Below are 25,656 nucleotides of genomic sequence, written 5' to 3'. Positions count from 1 at the left end.
CCATCGACGGATATTGCGATCATACTTTGGGCATTCCCAACGCGGAGCTGCATGATTATTTCACACATCTGATGGACAATGTCGACCTGCTGTTTTTCGGTCGGGTTATGTATGAGCTGATGTTTCCTTATTGGTCCGATGTGGCCAAGCACCAAACCGGTACGGCGGACGAAATCCGTTTTGGTGAAAAGATCACGGCCATTGAAAAAGTGGTGATTTCGAAAACATTAGAATCCGCCGACTATAACACACGCATTATCCGCTCGAACCCGGTGGAAGAGCTTCTGAAACTACGGGAACTCCCCGGACAGAAGATTTCGATAGACAGCGTCAGTCTGCTCCCGGAGTTGATTGCGGCAGGGTTAATTGATGAATTTAACATCGTAACACACCCTGTAATTGCCGGAAAAGGCAGGCGGCTGCTCGATACTGATTTGCTCGGCGACCAGCTTGTATTAAAGCTGGTGGATACGATTCAATTTCAAAACGGATGTGTGGCGCATCGTTATGTGCGTGCCTGATCTTTAACGACCATTATGCGGCTGCTTAACTTCTCAACACTTTTACAGGATCTTCCAGCGCCGCTTTTATACTTTGGAAGCTGGTTGTAGCGACTGCAACCAATACGGTCAATACAGCTGTCAAAATAAATGACCAAGGCGAAATGCTGGTCCTGTATGCAAAACCATCCAGCCATTTTCCTGAAAAGTAGTAGGCCACAGGAGCAGCAATGATGAATGCAATTCCAATCAGTCCCAAAAAGTCTTTATAAAATAGGAACACGATACTTGCCGTAGTTCCACCAAGCACTTTGCGCACACCAACTTCTTTTTTCCGCTGTATCGTTGCATATGCGCTTAAACCAACTAGTCCTAAACACGATATGAAGATCGTAAGGAATGCAAAATTCATAAAAAGTGCTTTGAATTGCTTTTGTGACCGATATTGACGATCAAAAAATTCGTCCATAAAAAAGTAGTTAAATGGCCTGTTCGGCATGAAGGCATTCCACTTGTTTTCAATGCGCCTGACCGTTCCCGGCACATCCGCAGATGCGATCTTTATGGATATAAGATTACTATACTCCGGCTCTATTCGCATCGTAAGAGGCTGCACACTTTCCTGCAAAGATTGAAAGTGAAAATCTTCTATAACTCCTATAATTTTCCCTTCACTGCCCGATTGTTTGAATTTTGTCCCAATGGCCATCTTGGGATCGCGATAACCAAATAGCTTAGCAGCCGCTACGTTAATTACCATAGCTTTTGCGCTGTCCGTAGCAAAATCCTTTGAAAATTTCCTGCCGGCCAGCATTTTCAATTTGAATAATGGGATGTAATCAACATCGACCAGAAGTTCGTGCAGGTCAGCTGTTTGGAGTTCTCCACTAGCGTTTTCAATTTGTGTAGTAGCATTTTGATATTTGCTTCCTGGTATGCTGGATGATCTGGATGTCAGGACTGCACCGCTAATGGTAGCCAAAGATCTTTGCAAAATATCCTTATTCGGATCGGCATCTGTATCAATCACAAGAATTTGATCTTTACTAAAACCAAGATCTTTATTTTGCATAAAATTCATCTGGCTGAAAATGATCATTGTTCCTATCATTAATGTAATGGAAATAGCAAACTGACTTGTTACCAGTACTTTTCTTAGAAAAACACCTTTCTTGCTACTTTTAAAACTTCCTTTTAGAACAGACGCAGGTTGAAAAGAAGATAGCACTACTGCCGGGTACATACCGGCCAGTCCTCCTATACAAAAAGATATTGCCAAAAAGCTCGCAATAACTTGAAATTCGTTAATAATACCCTGGCTGACTTCTTTGCCAGCCAGATTATTAAAATGAGGTATTAGAACGGCCGAAAATACAATTGATAGAAAAAATGCGATAAGGCAAGTTAATATAGATTCACAAATGAATTGTTTTGCAATTCGCCACCTGCCTGCGCCTACTACTTTACGCAATCCAACTTCCTTTGCCCGCTCAACCGACCGCGCCGTAGTTAAGTTGACGAAATTGATGCAGGCAATTAGGATTGTGAATATGGCTACTGCCGAGAATATGTATACGTAAGCAGCATTTCCTTTTTCAATTCCTCCTGTATATTCCGAATGAAGATATATGCTTTGTAGCGGTTCCAGCGAGACTTTATATTTAAGCTTCTGCTCGCTCATTATTTTGCCTGCATGTTGTTCAAGAAAGTCAGGGAACTTCGAAGCTAATGACCTGGCTGAGGTCTTTGGTTTTAACAATAAATAAGTCATAGGTTCAAAAGATCCCCACTCGTAATCTGCATCTGGCTTATATCTCTTCATTGTCGATGCTGATAAAAACATATTTGCCTTGATCTGAGAGTTGAGCGGCAGGTCTTCAACAATACCGGTCACATTCGCGACCAAACCTTCTGCATCCAGTAACACAGTTTGCCCGATCGGATCAGTCTCGCCAAAATACTTTTTCGCAGCGGTTTGGGTGAATACAATGCTGAGTGGGTCTTTTAGCGCAGACTGAGCATTGCCGCGGAGCAGCTTAAAATCAAACACTTTGAAAAGGGTTGAATCCGCAAACAGGGTCTTCTCCTCTTGAAATTTTGCATCCCCTTTTCTGACAAGAAAGCTAACCCGGCTTAAACGCACAAAGGTTTCAATTTCAGGAAAGTCTTTTAGCATATTAGGCCCGTAAGCCCAGCTCGATCCTTTATGGGTTGTTTCGCTAACAGTTTCGACATCCGTAATAATCCTGAATATCCGGTCTGATTTCATGTGGAATTTGTCTTAACTTAATTCAAAGCTCACATACAAGCAGATCAGAAAACAGGCGGACATACCTATCGCCAAACCCAGGATATTAATTGCCGAGAATCCCCGATGTTTCCAAAGGTTGCGAGTTGCAATTTTTAGATAATTATTAATCATGACAACATACTTTAAGTCAGGTACAATTGGAAGATAATTTACCTATTCTCCCGTTCTAACTGACTCATAATAAGTTATCGGCCGCTTTGAATAATCTATTGGAATGTATAACCTCACACCTGCGGGATTTCCGCATTCAGATTATTCGTAGGCACGACGCGCTGTTTTGGCTTGTTCTTTTTCAAATAGCGCACGTGCATAATGCCGATAAGTAATGCGAGGATTCCCTGTCCGAGCACGGTAGCCTGCACACCGATGTGCTGTGAAAGATAGCTGACGATCAGGCTGCCTATGGGAACGCCGCCAGAATAGGCCATCACAAAAATGCTGATTACCCGCCCGCGCATGGCAGGAGCTACCAGGGTTTGAATCAGCGTATTGCTGATCGTGGTTTGCGACATCATCCCGAATGCGCCAATCGCAATGAATACGAGCGCGAGGGCGTACAAGCTGGTGTAAGAAAAGAGGATTAGTCCTGTGCCAAAAACGAATGTATTAATCGCGAGTATCCGGCTGAGGTTGGTTCCGGGCGGCAAAGTTGCCAGGAAAAATGCCCCGCATAATGCACCAAAGCCGATTGCACTGTCCAGCAGACCGAATGTGGAGGCGGTGCCCCGGAAAATGTCTTTTGCGTAAATGGGCATCAGGCTGGTGAATGGGAGCACCAGCAGGCTAACCATCGCCAGCATAATGATGATGTAGCGGATTTCAGGCGTTTGCCGAATGTATGTCAACCCTTCTCCAAGCTCACTGAGGATGTTTTTGGTATGTTTTACTGGCGTAAACTTTGGTAACCTGAGCAGCAGCAGCGAACCGATCACAGCAACAAAACTGAATGTATTGGCCGCAAAACAAACCACCTCACCAAACCGCTCAATAGCGACGCCGGCAATGGCAGGTCCCAGTAATTTGGAAAGATTGACCATAGAAGAATTCAGCGCCAGCGCATTAGGAAGATTCTTCTTATCGTCGACCAGCTCGTACACCAGCGATTGCCGAGCGGGTACATCAAATGCGTTGATAAGCCCCAGTAACACGCTCAGCGCAATGATTTCCCAAACGGCATAATGCTTAAAAAAGACCACGAGCGTCAGCGCAAGTGCCTGAACCATAGATAGTAGCTGGGTGATCAGCAACACACGGTACCGGTTGTAGCGGTCTGAAACAACACCGCCCAGCGAAGTAAGCATTGCAGATGGAAACAGGGTTGCGAATATGCTGACACCGAGCATAAACTTGGAATGCGTCAGCGAGTAAATCACCCAGCTGACAGCCGTTTTCTGCATCCAGGTCCCTAAAAGCGAAATCGTTTGTCCTGCAAAAAATAATCTGTAATTCCGGCTCTCAAAAGCACTCAATGCGGCAATCTTCATGAAGTTTTGTTGATGGTACAGCGTAGCACTTCATGTGTTTTATAAAAGCTTGCCAAGAATATCTGCCCGATACATTCTTTGATTGAATGCAGGGTAATTCGCTAAACAAATAGCTTGGTACAGGTATCTTCACAGTGGAATTACCGATGGTATACTGCTTTTCTACGACTCTCCAATGTCAACGATTTGTGAAAAAGATTCTGAGAAATGCCTGTCAGAAATTATGCCTCGTTAGAAAGGATGTTCTTTTCAATTAGTCCGCGCAACCGCTCCTCATTTTCATCACCCCACTGCCCGATTGCGCCGATGACGGGAATGAGTGACTTTCCAAAATCCGTGAGGTAGTACTCCACTTTAGGCGGGACGACGGGGTAAATGACCTTTCCGACCAGCTCATGGTTTTCCAGTTCTTTCAGCTGCACATTCAGCACCCGGCGGGACGCATCCGGTATTTTCCGTTGCAGCTCGCTGGGGCGCTGAAAGCCCTGGTGGATAAACCACAGAAGCCGGATTTTCCATTTACCATACAGCACCTCGCCGATCAGGTCTAGGCCGCAGTTCAGGTTGGGCATTGTCTTTCTTTCGTACATATTGCAAATATAAACATATGCCTTTGGCGGTTCAATAGGGATAAATTTGTCCCTATCTGAATCGTAAATCCGTACTTGTCAGCGGGAAGCATAGTGCTGAAATTTGTCCTACACAAAAACAAAAAGGACATGGATTTCAACTTTGAAAACGAACTACAAGACAAGATTACGCTGGTTACCGGCGGAACCAAAGGCGCGGGAAAAGCCATCGCCGAGCGGCTTCTAAAAGCAGGCGCAACCGTCATAGTTACTGCCAGAAATCAGCCGGAGGAACAAACTGAAAATATCCATTTCATTGCCGCAGACCTCAGCAAGCCCGAAGGCACGCAGCAAGTAGTGGAAGAAATTTACAAACAATTCGGTCGTCTGGATATTCTTATCAATAATCTGGGAGCCTCGGAGACGCCCGGCGGCGGCTTTGCGGTACTAACCGACGAACAATGGGAAGAAACACTGCAAACCAACCTGCTGGCACCCGTGCGGCTCGACCGCGGCTTCCTGCCCGGCATGATCGCGCAAGGCAGCGGGGTTATCATTCACATCGCGTCCATCCAGGCGAAGCTGCCATTGTATGAGTCTACTCTACCCTATGCAGCGGCCAAGGCGGGTCTGGTTAATTACAGCAAAAGTCTTTCAAATGAAGTCACCCCGAAAGGCATACGGGTGCTGACCGTTTCGCCGGGCTGGATTATGACGACCTCGTCGGAGCGAATGTTAGAGCGGATTTCAGCCAGCTCAGGCGGTACGATTGAAGAAGCAGAAAAGAGCGTCATGGATGCGCTGGGCGGCATTCCGTTCGGCAGAGCGGCCTGGCCGGAAGAAGTGGCCGAGTTTGTTGGCTTCCTGGTTTCACCGAGAGCGGCCTACCTCACCGGTACCGAATACATTATTGACGGCGGTACGGTCCGTACGATTTAGGCGAGCTTTCAGCAACTTTTTAACAATACAAAATCAAATTTTAATCAACTCAAATTATAAATCAGTATGCAACTTTCCGAAACCATCGCAGGCCTGATCCAGACACAAAACGAAGCCGACAGCGCTGCATTCGCCAACTATTTTACCGAAAACGCCACCGTTCACGACGAAGGAGCCACGCACACAGGCAAAGCCGAAATCAGACAATGGCTCGAGAAGGCAATCGAAAAATATAAAATGCAATCGAAAATCATTGATTTCACACAAACCGGCTCAAAAGGAACGCTGATCGTAGAAGCCAGCGGCGACTTTCCCGGCAGCCCGGGCGTAATGCATTATCATATGGAGTTCGATGGTGAGCTGATCAGTTCGCTGCGCATTACGGGCTGATAGCACGAATTCATCTGTATTGAACACCACTTTATCTCAATCGATTCAATACAACGTCAGCAAAGAGACAATAGCGACCTTTAAATAATTGATTGAAGCTATTAATGTGTCAGCATGCTACGTAACTGAAGCAAGCCGCCTATTTCCCCCACCGCAGGATAAACGGTCAGATTACTTGGTTGGCTTACTGCTATATTGGGTTCAAACAAACTAGAAATATGGAGAAGCAGATTGAGATTTACGAGAGTACCGATGGTGAGACTCAGATAGAGGTGAAGTTTGGTGAAGAAACCGTTTGGCTGAGCCAAAAAAATATGTCTGATTTGTTCGAAAAGGACACTGATACGATCGGTCTGCACTTGAAAAACATTTACAGCGAAGAAGAGTTAGACCCGATATCAACTTCCGAGGATTTCTCGGTAGTTCAAAAAGAAGGTAAGCGCAATGTAAAACGAACAATCAAGTTCTATAATCTCGATGCCGTCATTTCGGTTGGTTATCGGGTAAATTCAAAACGAGGAACGCAGTTCCGCCAGTGGGCGACCCAGCGGCTCAAAGACTATCTCATCCAGGGATATGCCATCAATGAACAGCGGCTTGCTCAGAAAAACCAGCAGGTGCAGACTTTGAAAGACGGGATCCGCATTCTCAGCCGCGCGATTGAACATAAGGTTGAAGAGGCAGAAATGAGTTGGCTTGCACATTTTGCAAAAGGGCTCGAATTGCTCGACGATTACGATCATGAAGCACTGGATCAGAAAGGAATCAGTCAGCGAGTGGCGACTTACCCGGATTTATCGATTTACCAAAGCATTATCGAAACCATGCGGCAGGATTTCAACTCTTCCGTATTTGGAAAAGAAAAGGACGATAGTTTCCGGAGTTCGGTGGCGCAGATCAGCAAAGGATTTGGCGAAGTGGACTTTTATCCGTCCATCGAGGAAAAAGCGGCTACCTTACTCTACTTGATCATCAAAAACCACTCGTTTGTCGATGGGAATAAGCGGATTGCGGCGGCTTGTTTTTTGCTTTTTTTGGAAGTAAATGGTTTGTTGAATGCGGGACAAAACGCGATTATCAGCAACGAAGCATTGGCAAGTCTTACGCTATTCGCCGCCGCCAGCAAGCCGGAGGAAATGGATACTGTAAAGAAGTTGATTGTAAGTGTTTTAAATAGAAATCAGTAGCAGCCTACTATCTATCCAAGCTCGCTGGGCTTTGCGATCTATCCACACTAATGCATGAACCTTCCGAGTTACAACACAGTCGCTTATGCCGAAAACGCTTTTCAGTTTTATAGCAAAGGCAATCACAACATGCTGATCGCCATCGTCAAGCTTCCCAGAAATGACAATGCATACAATCTTGGCTTCGGAGTTTGGGATCGTCAAACCAATAAAATCGATGATAAGGTCTTGGTCAACAATGGTGATCGTGATCAGATTCTGGCAACGGTGGCAAAGACAGGATTAGAATACATTGATACACATCCAGAAATTAAGCTGTTGGCTACTGGTTCAGTCAGGAAAAAGGAAGGTTCGGACGAGTTTGAAATGCGACTGAGGACGCGCTTATACCAAATGGGCATCAATCAACACTACGACTATCTTGCACAGCAGTACAACATCGAAGGTTTTAAAGCAGTCAAAAATAACGTGGGTGAAATTGAAGGAAATTGGCCGGATTGGCAGGGCGAATGGGTTCCCTTCGAGAAAGGCACCAACTATGACGCATTTTCGTTAAGTTTGAAAAGATGATTACGGTGATAATCAACAGAAAAAGCAATATGGCAAGTCAAACGACAAAAAATCAATCAAAACAGACAAAAGCGGTTGAGTTTTTGACTGGAAATAAATCACTTACCTCTCCTATCAAGCCTTTTGTGATGCCTGATTTATTTGCGGAGCAGGCAGGAGATATGGCAGATTTTTTGAAGAAAAATCCACTTCCGCAGAGGAATTAGCGATCTGATCAGTTCGCTGCGCATAATGGGCTAATAGCAGATTGCCTTCTTTCAAATCAAAAAAGGACTGCTTTCACAGTCCCTTCGTTTCTAAGCTTTCTCTCCCAATTTCTGAAATTCCTCCACTAGCAAGTTGACATCAAAAAGCGCCGACTTTTCAGCTTTATCAAACGGAACATCCGAATGATAAAGCGCGAGATCATGCACCATTTTGAGCGAATGTGCCAGCTCTTTGTAGCCTTGACATTCAATCGCATACCAAAACTCAGCTTGTGATTTCGTCAGCATGGTGCTGGGATTTGATGCGTAACGTGCATCGTGCATTGGGTTGACTGAATTAGCATTTGAGTCAACACCTGGGCCATTTGAAGTTTGCATAGACAATGGTTTTGATGTGAATAAAATGGAGAGGTCACCGCAAACTTCAACGAAGAAACACTTCGGCCAGGTTTCGGGACTTGCACCCGTATGCCTCTCCAAGGCCATGTTGGCCTGGCTATTCTAATAAAATTCATAAAGTGTTTCTTAAAAGTTTGCGAGGTAAATATAGGAGAAAGTTTTGGATGGAGGCATGGTAATGAGCAGGCGGCAATAGTTGCCGATGGTTAAATGATGCAGGTAGATTTGAAATTCACAAAACTTAAAAGTCTTGAAATCTTAGACCATTTTCCTGGCGTCAGGAAAATGGTCAGCATATATAGGATCCAAACAAGTACTTCTATACCATACTATGAAAACAGAGGATATAACATTGCTTTTTAAAAGCTTCGAAAATGCAGCCTCCGAGATTGAAGGAATTGAATGCTGGAGTGCGCGGGAACTCCAACTTTTGCTGGGCTACGCCAAATGGGAAAACTTTGAAAAAGTGGTCAATAAGGCCAAAGATGCTTGCGCCAATGCAGGCGAAGAGGTTCAAAACCATTTTCCTGACGTCAGGAAAATGGTCAGCATTGGCTCCGAGTCTGAGCGGTCAATTGAGGACATTGCGCTTACCCGGTATGCTTGCTATTTGGTAGCTCAAAATGGCGACGCCCGGAAGCCGGAAATTGCTTTTGCGCAAACCTATTTTGCAGTGCAAACCCGCCGCGCGGAAATTGTTGAGCAGAGACTTCTCGATTTTGAAAGAGTCAGAGCACGCGAAAAGCTTAGCCAGACGGAAAGACAATTATCTGGCATTCTGTACGAGCGTGGCATCGATGATAAAGGATTTGCGATCATCAGATCAAAAGGGGACCAGGCATTATTTCGTTTATCAACACTGCTTTTAAAACGAAAAATGAATATCCCCGACAATCGTCCGGTGGCGGACTTTCTTCCCACGATCAGCCTGAAAGCCAAGGATCTCGCGGCCGAAATGACGAGCATGAATGTTCAGACGAAAGACTTAACAGGCATACCACCCATTGAGAAGGAGCACGTGGATAATAACCTTGCAGTAAGACGGATGCTAATTGAACGAGGAATCAAGCCTGAGGAGCTTCCGCCGGCCGATGATGTAAAAAAGGTTCAACGGAGGCTTGACCGTGAGGAGAAGGAGGTGTTGAGTGAAACGAGAAAGAACAAGAAATGATGTTCTTAACACAAAAGCTCAGTGTTTCAACATCTCCAAACCCTCATAGGTTTTCAAGCCTGGATATCGCTGCAAACGCCTGATGAAGGTCAGTAAATTGTTAGCCACTGTCGGCACATCGGTCGCTTTCAAATATTTCCGCTGGCCGTTAAAGTAAATATCCAGCGTGATTTCGGGAGAGTCATTCACCTCCTGCGTGCCGAATTTCATACTTCTGATGTTGCTGTTTTGCAGTGTTTGAATAAACTCTTGGTACGTATTATCGTCGAGCACGGTAGTATAATCGCCGGTTGGCAATTCACCATTGCTGGGAGGATATGGATTGGTAATGCTTAATGATAAATTCCTGCGGTTATCCAATTTCACGGTAACCGCAGGACTGAACCAGGCAGGTGTTGCGTTGTAAATCAGCTTCTCGAAGACGAGAGTTGTGTCAATCAAATGTTCTTTTCTTCTGAGCTTTATAAGCGGGCGATTTTTAAAATAGCTTTTTGAAAATTTGGAAATAGGCTTCACTTTTAGGGTTGAATCACTAAGGCTGACGATTTTCAAATCATAGCGATCTGTATATTCTACCTTAAAATCAGTCGCAGAGCTTGTGTAGATATGCTGAAAACTTAAGGTATCGCCGAAAATGAATAGGTGGAAGTAGTTTTCCTTTAATAATTTATTAGCAAGAACATTAGTCGAATCTCGACCTATATTCTTGATTTCGATCAGCTCTTGCTGAGAAGAGACCCAGGCTCCTTTTAGCTTCGCTGGCTGGGTGAAAGCATAAGATCCGAGCATTATCTTACCTAAAATAAGCGGAGCAATGTGTAGTTTCATTTCCGTGTAAATGTTTGATCCAAATATATAATTAAATTATACATAAGCCATTTACGTGCTTTCAATCTTTTTGCTATCTGTAATTCATCTTCAAAAGTGCTAATGCTATCTCGACTGAAACTTGGAATCGCTGCTATACTTGTCCTATCTATCCCACACTTTTGTTCGGCGCAAAAGACGAATCCATTAAATGCTAACGAGCTTTACCAGCGCACCAAACCCGCCCCTCAAAGCGTCTTCAAAATGTTTCGCGAAGCTGGAATGCAGCCTGAAAATCATGAACTAACCCCGGCACAAAAAGAAAAAGTAAGCAATGCATTTGCACTACTTCCGCCACTGCACCAGCGCATTTTGAAAGACCATCTGCAAAGCATCAGCTTCATGGACAACATGCCAAATACGGCATTGACTTCGCTGCTTGACACGGTCGAAGGGAGAAAAGTGTTCAACATTACATTCCGGGCCGGATTGCTGGACGAAACGATTTCTCAATGGGCGACTTGGAAGGAAAATACGTGTTTCAAGTCCGAGGATAGTAGTAATTATAAAATCCGCGTCGAAGCTGGCAACTTGGATGCGCTCATTTATGTGCTGCTGCATGAAGCTACTCATGTGGTGGATGTGGTGGAGGAGTTGACGCCTCGTTTTGATAAAATGGATTCGGTGGTGACGCCTACGATGTTTACAAAGGGCATTTGGAGTAAGCCGAATGTGCCTGCGGAGCCTTATCTTGACTCTTTGCTTGAAAAAACGCGCTTCCGAAGTGGCAAACCGGTGGCGATTGGCCTTGGCTCCTGAGGTTTATCAACAACTGGCGAAAACGCCTTTTCCTTCCTTATATGGCATGGCGGCGTGGTCGGAGGATGTGGCTGAACTGGTTTCTATTTATCACATGACCACCCAATTAAAGCAGCCGTTTTATATCGTGGTTACCAAAGACAATGCGGAAGTCGCGCGCTTTAAGCCGATGAAAAATGAGCTGGTCGGGCGGCGAGTAGGTCAATTGGTGAGCTTCTACGAGTAGTAATTTTGCGTCGGGGGAAAAATGTACAAGTTGCTTGGCTTTTTGTCCATTCTTTGGGGGGGGTTCATGCGCCACCTTTGTAATGTCGAACGACAACAGCTAAAAAGCTAAAAGCCAAGCACGAACAGCTAATAGCTAACTCAAAACTCAAACTTACTACTCGCATGAAAACGGTTGCCCTGACCATCGCCCTTGTATTCTCATTCATCCAGTCCCAATCGCTATTTGCACAAACCCGCAAGCCTGCGTCACTCGGAAGAGAAGAGTACATTGAAGTTGAAAAAAATGTGAAACTGCACGTGATCGACCTTGGTGAAGGTCAGCCTGTGGTGCTCATCCACGGATGGCCGCTGAACAATGAAATGTACGAATACCAGTACCAGTATCTGGTCGAAAAAGGGTTCAGGGTGATCGGTATCTCGCTCCGCGGTTTCGGAAAATCGGACAGACCTTATGGAAAATATGACTTCGATACTTTCTCCTATGATATTAAGGTAGTCTTGGAAAAACTGAAAATCCAGAATGCCACGCTCGGCGGATTTTCAATGGGCAGCGCGGTGGTGCTGCATTATGTGACCAAATATAACAGTGCACATATCAGCAAGTTGGCCGTATTCGGCGCTACTGGCCCGTCGTGGAAACAGCGCGAAGGATATGCATTTGGCATCAGCGAGCAGGGCGCAAAAGACCTGATCAAGCAGACCAAAACCAACCGCGAGCAATTAATTTCTGGTTTCGGAAAAGCATTCCAGGGACAAGAAGGCGGACTTCCCGATGAAACGATGAGATGGTTGGAAAGCATCAATCTGAATGCCTCACCGTATGCTACTACTCAGGCTATCAGCGCATTGGGTGACTTAGATTTGCGTCCTGTATTGTCGAAAATTAAAATTCCGGTGGCGATATTCCACGGTGTAAACGACAAACTGTGTGATTACAAAGGTGCAGAGGAGCTTGAAAAAGCCATCAAAGGTTCGCACATCATCAAATTTGAAAAAGGCGGTCACGGGTTTTTCATCGAAGAAATGGATAAATTCAACACCGAGCTTGAAAAGTTTGCAAGGATGTAAAAACATGACAAAAGCTGTGAGGTTGAAAGTCCTTCACAGCTTTTGTCTGCTTCATTTCAAATCAAATTAACATTCATCCCGACCTGCGTATATAGCCATGGGTACGACCGTTTTCAACAATAATTCAAGAACACTGGGGCTGCTGCATGTGAGTGAAGAACAGACCGCCGCCATCAACGGTCCAGAATATAAAGAGTACATTAAAATCCTTTATCTCCCGGCCGGTTTCAAGCTGCGGGTGGATTTTTCGGTTTATCAAACGACGCAGCCTACGCTCTTTTTTATCAGTCCTAATCAATACCTCGAAATCGAAGAAGCAGGCGCGGAAAGTGGCTATTTCATTTTTTACAACCGTGATTTTTACTGCATTCAAATCCACGATCAGGAAGTGGCCTGCGACGGTTTGCTTTTCAACAACATCCGGAATATGCCCAAAGTGGAGCTTCTGGAACATGAAATCGCATTTCTCGGCGGTTTGTTTAATGAAATGATTTCGGAATTTCACCTCAATGATAGTCAGCTGGAAGAAATGGTGCGGACATATCTCAAACAACTCCTCATCCGCGCGACGCGCTCGTGGAAAAGACAGCATTTGAACAATGAAGTAACTGATCAGCAAAGTGATATGGAGTTTTTCCGCAAATTCACCCGGCTGGTCGAAGAACATTATAAATCCAAACACACCGTCGCCGACTACGCCGATTTCCTGTGCATGGCGCCGAAAACGATCACGCACAAATTCAACCGCCTCCGCCTGCCGCAACCGAATGAAGTGATCAAAAACCGCATTATCCTTGAAGCAAAACGCTTATTGGTACATACTTCGCTGACTGCCAAAGAAATTGCCTACGAACTTGGCTACAATGATCCGGCGTATTTCAGCAGACTTTTTCAGACCAAAACAGGCGAGTCGCCGTCAGGTTTCCGGGCTAGTTTCTTGGCGTTGGGACAACAGTAAGTGCTTTTGGTGTATATTGAATCTTTAAAACAACTCAACATTTTAAAGAGAGTAGCTAATGGCGCCGGAACTGATATCGATATTGCGGAAAGATGTGCAGCTCGACGATGCTGAGGCAGAATATATCTCTTCGTTCTTTAAGAAACACAACTTCAAACGCGGCGCTATCCTCCTCAATGCCGGAGAGCAGGCTTCTGAGGTATTTTTCGTGCTGAACGGCGCATTGCACCAGTTTTACGTCGACGAGTCCGGCGTTGAAAAGTCGTGCAACTTCGCTTTTGAAAATGAATTTATCACTGACCTGGACAGCTTCTCCAAACAAAATGCTGCCACGTCCCATATCAAAGCGCTGACCGAAACTTCGGTACTTTCCCTAACCTGTAAGGATATGGGCATGCTTTTGCGGGAAGTGCCGGCTGTTGCTTTGTTCTTTCGCATTTTGGTAGAACGCATTGCGGCCGAAAGTATGGAACGTACCAAATCCCTGCTCGCTTACACCCCTCAAAAACGTTTTCTGATGCTGGCTGAAGCCCGGCCGGACATTTTCCTGCGTGTGCCGCAACGCTACATTGCGCAATACCTCGGCATAGCGCCGGAAAGTCTCAGCCGCATTCGGAAAAGATTGTTTGTGGAGGCAAAATCTTAACACAGATCAACGTTTGGGTCTGGCTCACTGCAATACATTTGTATCAAAAAAAGCAATTATGCAAACGATACTAGGCGCTGGTGGTGCAACCGGCATTGTACTGGCCAAAGAACTGAAAAACTATACAGACCATATCCGATTGGTATCCCGTAAGCCGGCGCGCGTCAATGCGAACGACGAGCTTTTTCCGGCTGATCTTTTGAACGCGTCGCAAGTTGAAGCTGCGGTGGCAGGCTCTGAGGTGGTATACCTGACAGCGGGTCTGGAATACAATATCCGCGTTTGGAGACGTGACTGGCCTATTTTGATGCGCAATGTGATCAATGCATGTACAAAAGCAAAAGCGCGCCTGGTATTTCTCGACAATGTATACATGTATGCGGCAGATGAAATTCCGCATATGACGGAGCTCTCCCGGGTAAATCCACCGAGTGAAAAAGGGAAAGTGCGCGCGGCTGTGCAGGATATGTTGCTGGATGCACAATCGCAGGGCTTGCAAATGCTCATCGCCCGCAGTGCTGATTTTTACGGGCCTAATGTTAAAAATAGTCCGCTCAGCATTTCAGTAAATGACGAGTTCAATAAAGGTAAAAAAGCATTTTGGCAGATTGACGCGTCGAAAGTGCATTCATTCACGTATGTGCCAGATATTGGTAAATCCCTGGCATTACTAGGGAATACACCCGACGTTTTTGGGGAAGTATGGCATTTACCCACATCGGCGGAGCGACTTACCGGAAAGCAATTCATTGAAATGATCGCGGCGGAAATGAATGTGCAGCCACGGTACTACATTTTTACAGGATGGATGATGCAGCTCCTCGGCCTCTTCGTGCCGATTTTGAGAGAATTGAAAGAAATGGCTTATCAGTATGACCGTGACTATGTTTTCGACAGCAGCAAATTCGAAAAAAGGTTCTCATATCAACCCGTCAGCTATGCGGAAGGAATCAGGCAGATGATCCACAACTGATAGTTGTTTTTTCATCCTGATTCCATTCGCTACGACTGCTTCATGTTCACGAAAGTTTCATCAGTAGCAGTCCCGCCGATTCAGTTCCCGATATTCGGGAGGTCGTCCTTCTGCATTGCGCTACTCTCCCTGCAAACTCTTCACCGGATCCAGCAAAGCTGCCCTGACCGCCTGGTAGCTTACTGTTGCCAGCGCGATAATGAGTGTACCAAAGCTAGCTGCTGCGAAAATCCACCATGATATGCGGGTATGATAGGTGTACTTTTCAAGCCACTGGCCAGGGTTTTGGTAAAATCCCGGCCTGCCATAAAATCCCAGCCGACTGTTTTTCCAAAATCGTGTGAGATCCCGATTGTCGCAAATTCAGATTGCAGCCCCGGATCTTTCCCTTTCCAGTTGAAACCAACATTGGCTGAAAAAACCTCGGTAGGCGGTCCCGCCGATTCTGCCATTGTGGTTACGCTTCCTGTTTTGACAAGATCATCCAAAACTGCATCGAAATGCATGTGAATGTCGTGGGTATTGACGAGCATGGTAACCAGTCCCTGCCTGTTGTAGCCAATTGGCCGGCTTTTGGCGTGAAGTATTTGTTTATACACAATCACAGTACCGATGATCAGCGTCATTGAAACGGTGAATTGCAGTACCACCAGGATTTTACGCGGCAACGTTGCCCGTAGTCCGAGCGGCGTCCATTTTCCTTTTAATGCTTTTACTGGCTGAAATGAAGACAGGTAGAATGCCGGGTAGCTGCCCGCTATAAAACCGGTAAAAAGCGCAAATATCAGACCGCCGACTAGAAAAAGCTGATCTCGCCAGGGCATTTGCATGTGTTTATCGGCAACCTCATTGAACGTCGGAAGAGCGAGCCAGGCGAGTGCCATAGAAAGCAAAAAAGCGAGGCCGACAACCAGGAAAGATTCACTGAAAAACTGACAGACCAATTGCAGACGTACCGAGCCGATCGCCTTCCTGATACCTACTTCTTTGGCGCGTTTTTCCGAGCGCGCGGTACTCAGGTTCATGAAATTGATGCAGGCAAGCAGCAATACAAATACACCGATAATGCCAAACAGCCAGACAAACTGAATGCGGCCGCCTGTATTGCGTCCATTCTCCCATTCAGAATAGAGGTGCCAGCGGCTCATAGGGTGCAGCAGTATCTGAGGGTTAAATTTCAGCTCATTCGCTCCCGCTTTCCGGAGCTTGCTGTTTTTAATTTGGTTAGAAACTGTCTGTAAATCACTGTTTGCCGACAGCTGAACCAGTATCTGGAAAGAACTGCTTTCCCATTCACTGTTTTCCACCGCTGCTTTTACCCAATCGGTGGAAGAGACAAACAGGTCAAATGGGGCGATGAATGCAAGTTCGTGAAACTCTGAATTAAATGGGATATCCTCATAAACCCCAACTACTCTGACATCCAGTTCTTTGTTCAGCTTCAACGTTTTATCAACCGGGTCAGCGTCTCCGAAAATGGCTTTGGCGGTCGACGCTGAAAGCAGGATCGTCGCAGGATCTTTGAGCCCGGCAGTACTGCCGCTGACTATTTGGAGGGAAAGCATCTCGGCTGCGCCTGTGGACATAAAGTTGCCGGGTTGCGTAAAACTTGCTCCATCGTAGCTCAGTACATGCCTTTGCAGCCAGGAGGTAATTACCACACGTTCAAAAGCTGCGCCGTAGCTTGTTTGCAACTCTTTGAACAATGGCGCGGGTACATTATTGCCGGTATTCACCTCTCCGTCGAGGGTTTGCTGCTGCATTACCCGTGCAATGCGGGAGTAATGCTGATGGGTTTTGTTAAAAGAAAGCTCATCGTAAATCCACAACCCGATCAGCATTGCTACCGCCATTCCAACTGCCAGTCCGCCAATGTTGATTGCTGAGTAAGTCTTATTCCCGGTCAGATTTCGCCAGGCTATTTTGAAATAGTTACGGAACATGGTATTAGCCAGTTGATTTTGAAGGCTATAAGACAAACGTGTTGTATAGCTACTGACCAGTCCGCACCTTCACCTCCCGGAACATAAATTCATTATCACTTACCCGCACAGGTTTACCGCTGGCAGTCGTAACGTTTTGAAGAACAACCTCCCTGGTTTTTACATAAGGGTACTTTTCCTGGTAGGAATTGTCTTTCATCTCCGGATTGAAGTTGGTGAAAATCGCGGGTCCCTTGTAATTTTCAGGATGCTTCGAATCTTCGATCCGGAGGTTTTTAACGGTGATCTTCTCCGGCATGTAGCAGGTGTAACCAAAGTCGTGCTGACCGGAGTTGGAGCCGCTGATCAGTGCCGCATTCACCGGCTTCCCATTGGCAGGCACAAATACGCAGTCACGAATAATCACTTCTCCCTGCCAGGTACTTCCGTAATCGGAGCGGAGATTGACGATACTTCTGCCCCGGATCGTAGAATTTTCTATCAATAACAATCCGCTGCCGATCGCATTGATCCCCATGTGTCCGAGCGTCGAATTGCGGATGGTCGCATTGGCTACACCCTGGTGCGCATCGAAGCGGGAGAGGGTACAATGGTCGTAAAGCAGGTTTTTGCAAAAATTCGATCCCAGAATACCCCAATACGTATTGTCATTGATGTCGTTTGTCTGGGTACAATTGATAAATGACACGTTCAATGCGCGGTTTGCCGACAGGTCGTAAGTACCCATTGTAACCGGCTTGCCCGCCGCGCCGATGGTACTGTATGTTTTATGTCCGGTCAATATAGTGTTCTTCACGGTCACGTAGGCGCATTCACCAATGTTGATAAACCCTCCATAAGGCGCTCCTTGATCACCTTCGCCGGTAATGCGATGTTCCAAATCTTCCAGGGTTACATTCGAGCGACGGATCGCGATGTTCCGGTTATAATAAGTGTATTTTGACTCGGCTTTGTTGGCTATGGTAGTGAATCGTCCGCCTTTGATGCGCAGCGGTTTTTCGTCTATCGGCAGTGCGGTTATCTCCGTAATCTGATCAAAATCCCAGATAATGGGTGCATTCATATCTACTTTGCCCTTTTTGTCAACAACAAAAATGTCAGTCTGCGACGAACCGTTATTCTGATTCAAACCAAACCGGATGTACTGCTTTACGTTTGCATTGGTAACAGTAACCAGGCAAGATGAAGGCAAATCTGCATTGATTTTCTCCTGGTTTCTTTTCAGTGAGTTTATCCCTTCCAGCTTAAAAGATTTGAGGTCTGAACTTACCGTGAACAGAGCAGCATTGCGGTTTTCAACATCTGTATCGTCAATAATAAATGCAGCTTTGCCAAAATCGGTGTCGGTCCGGATCACTGCTGTGCGTGCTTTCCCGCCAATGTAGTAGGTAGCACCATTGTCGGCCTGCACTGCAAGTCCGTGCAGGTTGGCAAATGCGTGGGTAGCTGCAATCGCATTGATATCATCCGTTTTGCCATCGCCCTGGGCACCAAAGTCGCTGTAATGTACCAGGCGCGCGGCTTTAAATTTTGTTAAATCTTTTGGGGCAATATTTACGTGGAGGTCTCCATTGTTACTAACGGAAACCAGCGTTTTGCCTTTTTCTGAGGTGATTACGATATTTTCGAGCGGGGCTTTGTTCTGTGCGTGCGTTACAATCGTGCAGAGGAGTAAAAGGAAGAATAGGTTGTACCGGATCATAAGGGATAGGATAGTTGTTCACATTTCAAAAGAAGGCCACTTTGGCCCGCTACTCTATAAAACTCCAAATCCACCCGATTAGTGAAGGTATTGTAGCCTACAAAATCTCAATATAACCGTCTGTTCCATTCACACGGATTCGCTGACCGTCTTTGATGAGCCTGGTTGCATTTTCAACACCAACCACAGCTGGTAAACCGTACTCCCGGGCGATCACCGCGCCGTGTGTCATCATTCCGCCCACTTCGGTGATAAGACCTTTTACAGATACAAACAACGGTGTCCAGCTGGGATCGGTAAAAGTGGTAACTAAGATATCGCCCTCTTCCAGATCCGCGTCGTTCATGTTCAGGATAACCCGCGCACGCCCTTCAATCGTGCCGGAACAAACTCCCAGTCCTGCTATGGCGCCAGCAGGCAAGTTTTTGGACTGATATGCGCCTGAAATCATCTCACCCTCTGAGGTAATTACACGTGGCGGATTTAGTTTTTCAAAATTCCTGAAATTCTCCTTTCGCTGCTCAATCAGCTGCTGATTTGCTTTTTGTGTTTCAAAAACCTCGACTAATTCTTCAAGCGAGAAGTAGTAGATAGCCTCTTCGTCGCGGATAATACCTGCTTTCAGAAGTGTTTCAGACTCTCTGAGCAAAGCTTTTTTATATACAAAATAACGGCTGATCATTCCGTATTTGGGGTATTCTCGATAACCTGCAAAATCGCGGAGCTGCTTTATCATCCGTTTTGCCTCCGCTGCTTTTACTTCACCTTCGGGTAATTGGCTCAGGCGGGATAGTAAATCATGTTCCTTGTTAGAAGCCTCGCGCAAGCCTCGCTCAAACTTGTCTTTGCCGGCGCCAGGTCCGAAGTTTTTAACGTGGCTCAGAATAAGCGGGATCAGCAATGCAGGTTGTTCAAGCCAGCGCGTTCTGGTAATGTCAATTTCTCCGGGGCAGCGCATTCCGTACTTTTTGAGAAATGCATGGATCGCATTCCAGGCTTGTTGCCCGCCATTTAATGCAGTGAGTTGGTTGAGCCAGTTTTCGTCGCGTACATTTTCCAGATACGCAATCACTTCGGGAAAAGGGCGCACTGCATCGGCAACATCCAGAAGTTCAAGCCCCATTTCAGATGTAATGTTGTTGGGAACTGACTGTGAAAGTGTATCCGCCGCGCTCTTTTCGCCCAGCCACTCATACATTTTTTCATTGATCCACTCAGCTGCCTGCATGCCAGCCATAATCGCGCGATGACTTTGCGGATCAAACAGTACCTTCTTCAATTCAATAATATCATCGATAATAAACCGGATCAGATCCGCGCCTGATTTTTCCTGAATACGCTTTTCCAGTTCCTGTACAGACTTTTCACTTCGGCTGATCAATTCAGGTACAATGGTGGCGTTGAGTTCGTTTTCTTCGGTTCCAACAGACTTAGCTGGTGGTGTAGCGCCGTTTTCGATAAAATTTTCGTCCGGTATCGTCTCTATATCTCCCCTTTCGATGACTTTCAACAACGCGTCTTTGATGAGCGGATCCGATTTTCCCACGGTATCCAGCAATGTTCGCCGCTTGGAAGGCGAAGCCAGCAACGGCGTTACGTCCACAAATAACCTACCGCCTGCGGTTCGCATTCGAGCCGGGGTTACGTGGAGGAAGAAAGACAATCCCAGCGGTCGCATTGCGTCCGTCATCATTTGTCCGTGACCCACAGACACGTAAGCGCACACTTTTTCATCCTGTGCATTCCATTCTGGAACCGGGAATAGGGTAGTGACCGGTCTGCTCTGGACAATGTAGAACGTTCCGTGGGCCAGGCACCATTCAATATCCTGCGGTGCATCTTCTGTGTTACCAGCAAAATGCGCCTCGATTTGTTTTCCAAGCTTTGCCAATTCCAGGATCTGTGAATCGGTAAGTACCTGTAGATCCTGGCGCTCCGGTGTAATTTCCTTTTGTGTTGTACCACCTTGCCCGGAAGGGTTGATAGCCAGCTTTTTGGAAGATACCTTCTTTTCGATGTGCCCGTTCTTGCCAACTTTATAAAGGTCTGCATTCACCAGGCCGGACACTACCGCCTCGCCCAATCCAAAACTTGCGGCAATGCAGCAAGTCTTCCTGTTGCCCGTCACCGGATCAGCAGTGAACAGAATGCCGGCCGCTTCCGGAAATATCATTTTTTGAACAATTACAGCCAGGCTGACTTTCCGATGATCAAAGCCGTTTTGAATGCGATAGGTGATTGCGCGATCGGTAAATAGGGAAGCCCAGCATTTGCTGATATGTTTTAAAATCGCCTTTTCGCCCGTCACATTCAGGTAAGTATCCTGCTGACCTGCAAAGGAAGCAGTCGGTAAATCTTCCGCTGTTGCACTGGAACGAACTGCAAAGGCACTCTCTGCGTCAAAAGCAGAAAGGTACCTGCTTACTTCATTTTCCATGTCTTTTGGAATAATAACCTCTTCAATCACACGCCGGATTTTGCTGCCTAATGCATTGATTTGCGCTCTTTGCTCTGCTTTCAAAGTCGAAAGCTCAGTCAGCAATTCATTGAATCCAGGTATTTCTTGAATGATCGTCTGGTAAGCTTCTGTTGAAACACAAAAGCCTGTCGGTACCTTAATTCCGTTTATTCGCGCGAGCTCGCCCAGGTTTGCGCCTTTTCCACCCGCCAGGTCAATTTTTGTTTTGTCAATTTGGTCCAAACCCAGCATGTACTTTCCCATCTTTTCCAATGTTTGAGATTCAATAACTACTTTTTCTTCGGGCTGGAAGTCCGGTTGGTTGTGTCTGTGTCGGAAGTCAGCACAGTAGTAGCCTCATTCATGATTTCAATGGCTTTTGAAAAGTAAGATTCAATGACTTTGCTTTCTTCCACTGAAAATGAAGCAATCAGCTTTTCAGTTTTGCTCCGGAAATCCTCATAAAGGGGTACCAGAAGTTCCATGATGTTTTCGGTGTGAGGCACTATGATCACTTTCCGCCTGTCGTCTGCTGCAAAATGTCTTTTTACCAGGTTTTTTTTCTCAAATCTATCTACCAGCCCGGTGACAGCGCCGGTTGTTAGACCGGTCAGCGCGGACAGTTCTCCCGCCGTCATTTGCCCTTTTTCCAACAGAAATCCCAGGTACTTATGATCCGTACCCGGGAGTCCTGCTTTCCTGGCCACCGCTTCGTGCAGCTGAATGGAGGTAAATGCATATTGCTGGCTAAGCTTTCTGATCCGCCTGAGTTCTTCCTGATCCATAGTATCTCATCAACTAAATATCTTAGTGACAAAGATAAATGTTTATGATTTTACTAAACAACCGTGAAAGTGAAAAATTAATTGGGACAAGTCTGGCTAAAAGCGCGTGTTGATTCCGAAGCTGACGAGGCCTTTGTATGGCTGAAAACAGAACCTGAAAAGATGATCAACGCATCGTCAAAAAGCCGCTCCCTGGCCAGAGGTCCGTAGCTAGGCAGGACTTCGTGCTGAAAACGATCAATATGGATAAGGGTGGGGTAACTCGCCCACCTTTATGAGAAGCTACACCTTTCCCTTGTCCATTATTAATCAAAGCTGTCGTGGCTCAGAATAGATTATCTGATAACAACTACTTTGTAGCGTGACACTGCTGATCCTTCAAGCACTTTAACTGTGTAAAGTCCGGGTGGAAGCATTTCTATGTTTACACCTTCATTGTTAATCTTGCTTGTTTTAAGCACCACTTGTCCAGTAGCGTTGCTAATTTCCACAGCTAATCTTTTTCCTGTATTCCAGTTTTTCAAGTAGAATTTGTCGGCAACAGGATTCGGAAAGATGTAGCCCTTTTCTCCTTCAAACTGAACGCTTACAATCTTGCTGAGTGCTGTACTGCCATCACGATCCACCATGTAGAGTCGATACAAGTTTTCTTCATGAAGTGGGTTTGCGTCAACAGCGTGGTAAGTGCGCTCTACTTTGCTATCTCCATATGCTTTTATTACCTGGAATGTTTCCCAGTTTTTCCCATTGCTACTGCGCTGCACTTCAAAGCGCTCACTGTTGGTCTCCTCGGTAGTCTTCCAGGTTAGTGATGTTGTGGATCCTTCCTGGTAAGCCTCGAACGATAAAAGTGTAACTGGCAGCGGCTTGGTCGCTTCGGAACTGCCTATCGTATTTCTTGCATTTCCTGTAAAGTCTGCCCATTTAGAGCCACTAAGGCCAGTGCCGAAACCTGTGGAAGCACATCGCAATTGTACTCTTGCGTTTTCCGGCGAAAAGCCTGCACCCACCAATTCAGGTGCCCAAAACAGGGAAACAGATGCCACCAATGTAGGTACAGATGTTAGCGGCTCACTGTTTACTTCACGATAAAGGGAGTACTTGAAGCGTGTATCATATCCGGCAGGCGGATTCCCTTTCACATTTATCTGCGCCTGTGCGCTGGAAAGCTGGTTGCTTTTGATAACTATATTATTTCCATTCGGCAACACCATTGGCATCTCCGTTGTAGCGCCAAAATCTATATCAAACGCGACATCGGCGCTTTCCAGACCAAATTGCGGACCATTTCCACCATCGCTGGTTGATTTCACATAATCCACATATGCCTGACTAGCTGACATATATAGATCAAAGGTAACATCTAAGCCACTGTCAGTGAGCTCTGCATGCCGGTTGCGCGCTTCGAAGAAAATTTGAGGGCCTGGAGTTATATTGTCTATTGGGGTAGTCTGCGCACTGACAAGACCCTGGATAAGTGCCAGGCCGAGAGACATAACTGCATTTAGTTTATTTTTCATAAAATGGATAGTGTGGCGTGGTTGACTAGTTTTCACTCAGAATTGAGAACGGGGCTTTGGCATTGCTCGCTTGCATAAGTGCAAGATCACTGGCATCCACTTTTCCGTCCAGGTTTAAATCGGAAGAATCGTAGACATTGGTGAGCGATTTGCCACCTGCTACTTTTACTTTATTGTGATCAGTAACATCAATACCGCCATCCTGATCGCAATCACCCGCCCACATCGACCATTTTCCACCAGTGAGGGCAAGCTGTGCGTGGTATAACGCATCCGGAACATATGCAAGCTCCGACGCGGGAGAAAAGTCATAGCTATACGCCTCGCTATTGTTTTCATCAATTACATTACTTAAAACGAGCAAATGGTTGCGATGCTTTAATGTAACTCTAAAATCATGAGTAAGTTGCCCGAATTTAGGGGCTGATCCGTCGGGTTGTACCAAAGTGCCGTCTGACTTCAGGAGCAAGCTTCTGGTTTCTATGATATCGTATGGGCTATTTGGCTTGCGAAGTTCTACTTTGATCCAGTCCACCACTTTTCCGGCAGTTGCTACATTATTGATGTTCTGAAAGGTTGCACCGCTGTTGTAAGGATCATTCACGGGGAGAAGTCCGGCAGTTTGAAGATCATTCCTCATTTCACCTGTTCCGGTTATCGCACCTTGCAAGAAAACTTTCAGGTTCAAGAGTTTGGCAAGGGCCTACCGAGGCTACTGTCACAAGCGACGTGGATTTATCCACATTAAAACAATTGCCTTTCGAATCGTAGAAAAAGGCATAGTAAGTTCCTGGTCCAACTGCATTCGGGTGTGCTAATGGATTACCTATGGGTATATCTGTAGCAAACCAGACCAGTGAGAATCCTTGCGGCGGCGTGCTTGTAAATTTACTGTTCAGGTCGCCCTTAGTGGCCGGACAAACAATCCCCAGCTTGCTGCCGGTCAGCTGCACTTGTGGCAAATTACCGTGGCAAGCTGTCTCGCAAGGTTCAATCGTAACGGTAACGTGTGCTGTTGACAGGTTTGTGTTGAAGCAATTGTTTTCACTATCGTAAAAGAACGCATAGTATTTGCCTGATTGTGTAACATTTGCCTGATTTTTAATTGCTAAGCCTGAGTGATTTTCGGTGTTAAACCAGACTAAGATGCTACCTGGTGGAGGGCTATTCAAGAGCATATCATTTAGATTCACGCTAACCTGAGAACAGTTGTTTTTGAGTGTTGTGCCTGTTAATGGAACCTGATTAGTTCCCGCTTTACAATTATTACATTCATCTACTACAACCGTCACTTTCGCTGTCGATAGGTCAGTATTAAAGCAGCTGTTGTTATAGTCATAGAAGAATGCAAAATAAGTTCCTGCTGGCACATTGCTTGGATCTGCGACCAATGATTCGTTAGTGTGGTTTGGGGTTGTGTACCAGAACAAGCCGGAGTTTTCTGGTATTCCACCTTGTAATACTAGATTAAGACTAACTTTATCGGAAGGGCAGTAGTTGCCAAGTGAAGTTTTAGAAATTGGCACTTGTGCAATCTTCGTGACGGTGACTTTCGCTGTAGAGTAGTCGGTATTGTATGTAGTCAAACTAACTGAGACAAGAGCTTAGAGAGTATTTTCGGATTTATAAAGCTATTAATTTTTGGTTTAGATACTGAATTTTCCGCTGTTTCAGGGTCTGATTTTTGATTTGCTCCCTTCTTTTCAAGATGAGCTCACCCCGGCCAAAATAGACATCAGCGGGCGTTAAGTTGTTCAGGGACTCGTGGTACCGCTGGTTGTTATAGCGGTCTACAAATTTGCCAATTGCTTCTGTAAGCTGGTCGGGATGGAAAAAATTTTCAAGCTTGACGACATTTTTCATCGTCCTGTGGTAGCGTTCAATTTTTCCCTGGGTTTGCGGGTGAGCCGGTCTGCCGTGCACTTGCTGCATTTGAAGCGTATTTTTCAGATAATCGCCCAATTCGCTGGATATGTAACACGCTCCGTTGTCTGAGAGTAACTTGGGTTTGGCTTTGGTTTTA

Annotated in this window: 26 protein-coding genes; 13 read left to right on the top strand and 13 right to left on the bottom strand. The window is 45.9% G+C overall.

Going from position 1 to position 25,656, the window contains the following annotated elements; all coding sequences use genetic code 11:
- A partial coding sequence (locus ACTIE6_RS18885) for a dihydrofolate reductase family protein (RefSeq protein WP_439558126.1) occupies nt 1–521 on the top strand: 521 nt, incomplete at its 5' end.
- Between the two features lie 25 nt (nt 522–546).
- On the opposite strand, the gene ACTIE6_RS18880 is transcribed toward ACTIE6_RS18885, so the two are convergent.
- The 3 genes from ACTIE6_RS18880 to ACTIE6_RS18870 form a co-directional block, all read right to left on the bottom strand.
- A complete protein-coding gene (locus ACTIE6_RS18880) occupies nt 547–2,769 on the bottom strand; it encodes an FtsX-like permease family protein (RefSeq protein WP_439558125.1) in 2,223 nt (740 codons plus the stop codon).
- A 266-nt stretch (nt 2,770–3,035) separates the two neighbouring features.
- A complete protein-coding gene (locus tag ACTIE6_RS18875; protein ID WP_439558124.1) occupies nt 3,036–4,295 on the bottom strand; it encodes an MFS transporter in 1,260 nt (419 codons plus the stop codon).
- A 221-nt stretch (nt 4,296–4,516) separates the two neighbouring features.
- Nucleotides 4,517–4,885 carry a winged helix-turn-helix transcriptional regulator gene (locus ACTIE6_RS18870; RefSeq protein WP_439558123.1) on the bottom strand — a complete coding sequence of 123 codons (369 nt, stop codon included), beginning with the start codon at nt 4,883–4,885 and terminating at the stop codon, nt 4,517–4,519.
- Nucleotides 4,886–5,014: 129 nt separating this feature from the next.
- Between ACTIE6_RS18870 and ACTIE6_RS18865 the strand changes: the two genes are divergently transcribed.
- The 5 genes from ACTIE6_RS18865 to ACTIE6_RS18845 all read left to right on the top strand — a co-directional run bounded on the left by ACTIE6_RS18865 (nt 5,015) and on the right by ACTIE6_RS18845 (nt 8,156).
- A complete protein-coding gene (locus ACTIE6_RS18865) occupies nt 5,015–5,803 on the top strand; it encodes an SDR family oxidoreductase (protein ID WP_439558122.1) in 789 nt (262 codons plus the stop codon).
- 66 nt (nt 5,804–5,869) lie between these two features.
- Nucleotides 5,870–6,193, top strand: coding sequence for a nuclear transport factor 2 family protein (locus ACTIE6_RS18860; protein ID WP_439558121.1), 324 nt, complete (start codon nt 5,870–5,872; stop codon nt 6,191–6,193).
- Nucleotides 6,194–6,411: 218 nt separating this feature from the next.
- The gene (gene rhuM / locus ACTIE6_RS18855) at nt 6,412–7,380 is read left to right on the top strand and encodes a RhuM family protein (protein ID WP_439558120.1); all 969 of its coding nucleotides are present in this window, start codon (nt 6,412–6,414) and stop codon (nt 7,378–7,380) included.
- 54 nt (nt 7,381–7,434) lie between these two features.
- Nucleotides 7,435–7,950: a DUF6934 family protein gene (locus ACTIE6_RS18850; RefSeq protein ID WP_439558119.1), complete on the top strand. Its 516-nt coding sequence runs from the start codon at nt 7,435–7,437 to the stop codon at nt 7,948–7,950.
- A 29-nt stretch (nt 7,951–7,979) separates the two neighbouring features.
- Nucleotides 7,980–8,156 carry a hypothetical protein gene (locus ACTIE6_RS18845; protein ID WP_439558118.1) on the top strand — a complete coding sequence of 59 codons (177 nt, stop codon included), beginning with the start codon at nt 7,980–7,982 and terminating at the stop codon, nt 8,154–8,156.
- Between the two features lie 90 nt (nt 8,157–8,246).
- Here the strand turns inward: ACTIE6_RS18845 and ACTIE6_RS18840 are convergent, their stop codons facing one another.
- Nucleotides 8,247–8,534 carry a hypothetical protein gene (locus ACTIE6_RS18840; RefSeq protein ID WP_439558117.1) on the bottom strand — a complete coding sequence of 96 codons (288 nt, stop codon included), beginning with the start codon at nt 8,532–8,534 and terminating at the stop codon, nt 8,247–8,249.
- A 352-nt stretch (nt 8,535–8,886) separates the two neighbouring features.
- Between ACTIE6_RS18840 and dinD the strand changes: the two genes are divergently transcribed.
- The gene (gene dinD, locus ACTIE6_RS18835; protein ID WP_439558116.1) at nt 8,887–9,726 is read left to right on the top strand and encodes a DNA damage-inducible protein D; all 840 of its coding nucleotides are present in this window, start codon (nt 8,887–8,889) and stop codon (nt 9,724–9,726) included.
- 18 nt (nt 9,727–9,744) lie between these two features.
- Here dinD and ACTIE6_RS18830 read toward each other — a convergent pair whose 3' ends face one another.
- On the bottom strand, nt 9,745–10,554 hold the full coding sequence (locus ACTIE6_RS18830; protein ID WP_439558115.1) for a hypothetical protein: 810 nt from the start codon (nt 10,552–10,554) through the stop codon (nt 9,745–9,747).
- Between the two features lie 243 nt (nt 10,555–10,797).
- On the opposite strand from ACTIE6_RS18830, the gene ACTIE6_RS18825 reads away from it, so the two are divergent.
- The 6 genes from ACTIE6_RS18825 to ACTIE6_RS18800 all read left to right on the top strand — a co-directional run bounded on the left by ACTIE6_RS18825 (nt 10,798) and on the right by ACTIE6_RS18800 (nt 15,225).
- On the top strand, nt 10,798–11,352 hold the full coding sequence (locus ACTIE6_RS18825; protein ID WP_439558114.1) for a hypothetical protein: 555 nt from the start codon (nt 10,798–10,800) through the stop codon (nt 11,350–11,352).
- Nucleotides 11,336–11,578, top strand: coding sequence for a hypothetical protein (locus ACTIE6_RS18820; RefSeq protein WP_439558113.1), 243 nt, complete (start codon nt 11,336–11,338; stop codon nt 11,576–11,578). The genes ACTIE6_RS18825 and ACTIE6_RS18820 overlap by 17 nt, the downstream gene beginning before the upstream one ends.
- A 164-nt stretch (nt 11,579–11,742) precedes the next feature.
- On the top strand, nt 11,743–12,648 hold the full coding sequence (locus ACTIE6_RS18815) for an alpha/beta fold hydrolase (RefSeq protein WP_439558112.1): 906 nt from the start codon (nt 11,743–11,745) through the stop codon (nt 12,646–12,648).
- A 97-nt stretch (nt 12,649–12,745) separates the two neighbouring features.
- Nucleotides 12,746–13,606 (top strand): helix-turn-helix domain-containing protein, encoded by an 861-nt coding sequence (locus ACTIE6_RS18810; protein WP_439558111.1) that lies wholly within the window; start codon nt 12,746–12,748, stop codon nt 13,604–13,606.
- Nucleotides 13,607–13,664: 58 nt separating this feature from the next.
- Complete coding sequence (locus tag ACTIE6_RS18805; RefSeq protein ID WP_439558110.1) at nt 13,665–14,252, top strand: Crp/Fnr family transcriptional regulator; 588 nt, start codon at nt 13,665–13,667, stop codon at nt 14,250–14,252.
- A gap of 58 nt (nt 14,253–14,310) precedes the next feature.
- On the top strand, nt 14,311–15,225 hold the full coding sequence (locus ACTIE6_RS18800) for an NAD-dependent epimerase/dehydratase family protein (protein WP_439558109.1): 915 nt from the start codon (nt 14,311–14,313) through the stop codon (nt 15,223–15,225).
- Nucleotides 15,226–15,404: 179 nt separating this feature from the next.
- On the opposite strand, the gene ACTIE6_RS18795 is transcribed toward ACTIE6_RS18800, so the two are convergent.
- From ACTIE6_RS18795 to ACTIE6_RS18760, 8 genes are all read right to left on the bottom strand, one after another.
- Complete coding sequence (locus ACTIE6_RS18795; protein ID WP_439558108.1) at nt 15,405–17,168, bottom strand: ABC transporter permease; 1,764 nt, start codon at nt 17,166–17,168, stop codon at nt 15,405–15,407.
- Nucleotides 17,169–17,217: 49 nt separating this feature from the next.
- Nucleotides 17,218–18,870, bottom strand: a complete 1,653-nt coding sequence (locus ACTIE6_RS18790; RefSeq protein WP_439558107.1) for a hypothetical protein — start codon at nt 18,868–18,870, stop codon at nt 17,218–17,220.
- A gap of 97 nt (nt 18,871–18,967) precedes the next feature.
- Nucleotides 18,968–21,592: a phosphoenolpyruvate synthase gene (gene ppsA / locus ACTIE6_RS18785; RefSeq protein ID WP_439558106.1), complete on the bottom strand. Its 2,625-nt coding sequence runs from the start codon at nt 21,590–21,592 to the stop codon at nt 18,968–18,970.
- 26 nt (nt 21,593–21,618) lie between these two features.
- Nucleotides 21,619–22,113, bottom strand: a complete 495-nt coding sequence (locus ACTIE6_RS18780; protein ID WP_439558105.1) for a MarR family winged helix-turn-helix transcriptional regulator — start codon at nt 22,111–22,113, stop codon at nt 21,619–21,621.
- 335 nt (nt 22,114–22,448) lie between these two features.
- Nucleotides 22,449–23,633, bottom strand: coding sequence for a T9SS type A sorting domain-containing protein (locus ACTIE6_RS18775; protein ID WP_439558104.1), 1,185 nt, complete (start codon nt 23,631–23,633; stop codon nt 22,449–22,451).
- Nucleotides 23,634–23,658: 25 nt separating this feature from the next.
- On the bottom strand, nt 23,659–24,273 hold the full coding sequence (locus ACTIE6_RS18770) for a hypothetical protein (protein ID WP_439558103.1): 615 nt from the start codon (nt 24,271–24,273) through the stop codon (nt 23,659–23,661).
- Between the two features lies 1 nt (nt 24,274).
- Nucleotides 24,275–25,219 (bottom strand): hypothetical protein, encoded by a 945-nt coding sequence (locus ACTIE6_RS18765; protein ID WP_439558102.1) that lies wholly within the window; start codon nt 25,217–25,219, stop codon nt 24,275–24,277.
- 37 nt (nt 25,220–25,256) lie between these two features.
- On the bottom strand, nt 25,257–25,656 hold a 400-nt coding region (locus ACTIE6_RS18760; RefSeq protein ID WP_439558101.1), incomplete at its 5' end, for an integrase core domain-containing protein.

The sequence above is a fragment of the Dyadobacter sp. genome (genome assembly GCF_051859145.1).
Taxonomy (GTDB): Bacteria; Bacteroidota; Bacteroidia; order Cytophagales; family Spirosomataceae; genus Dyadobacter.
Note: the sequence above shows the minus strand (reverse complement) of the source record. Positions and strands in the feature narration are given on the sequence as shown.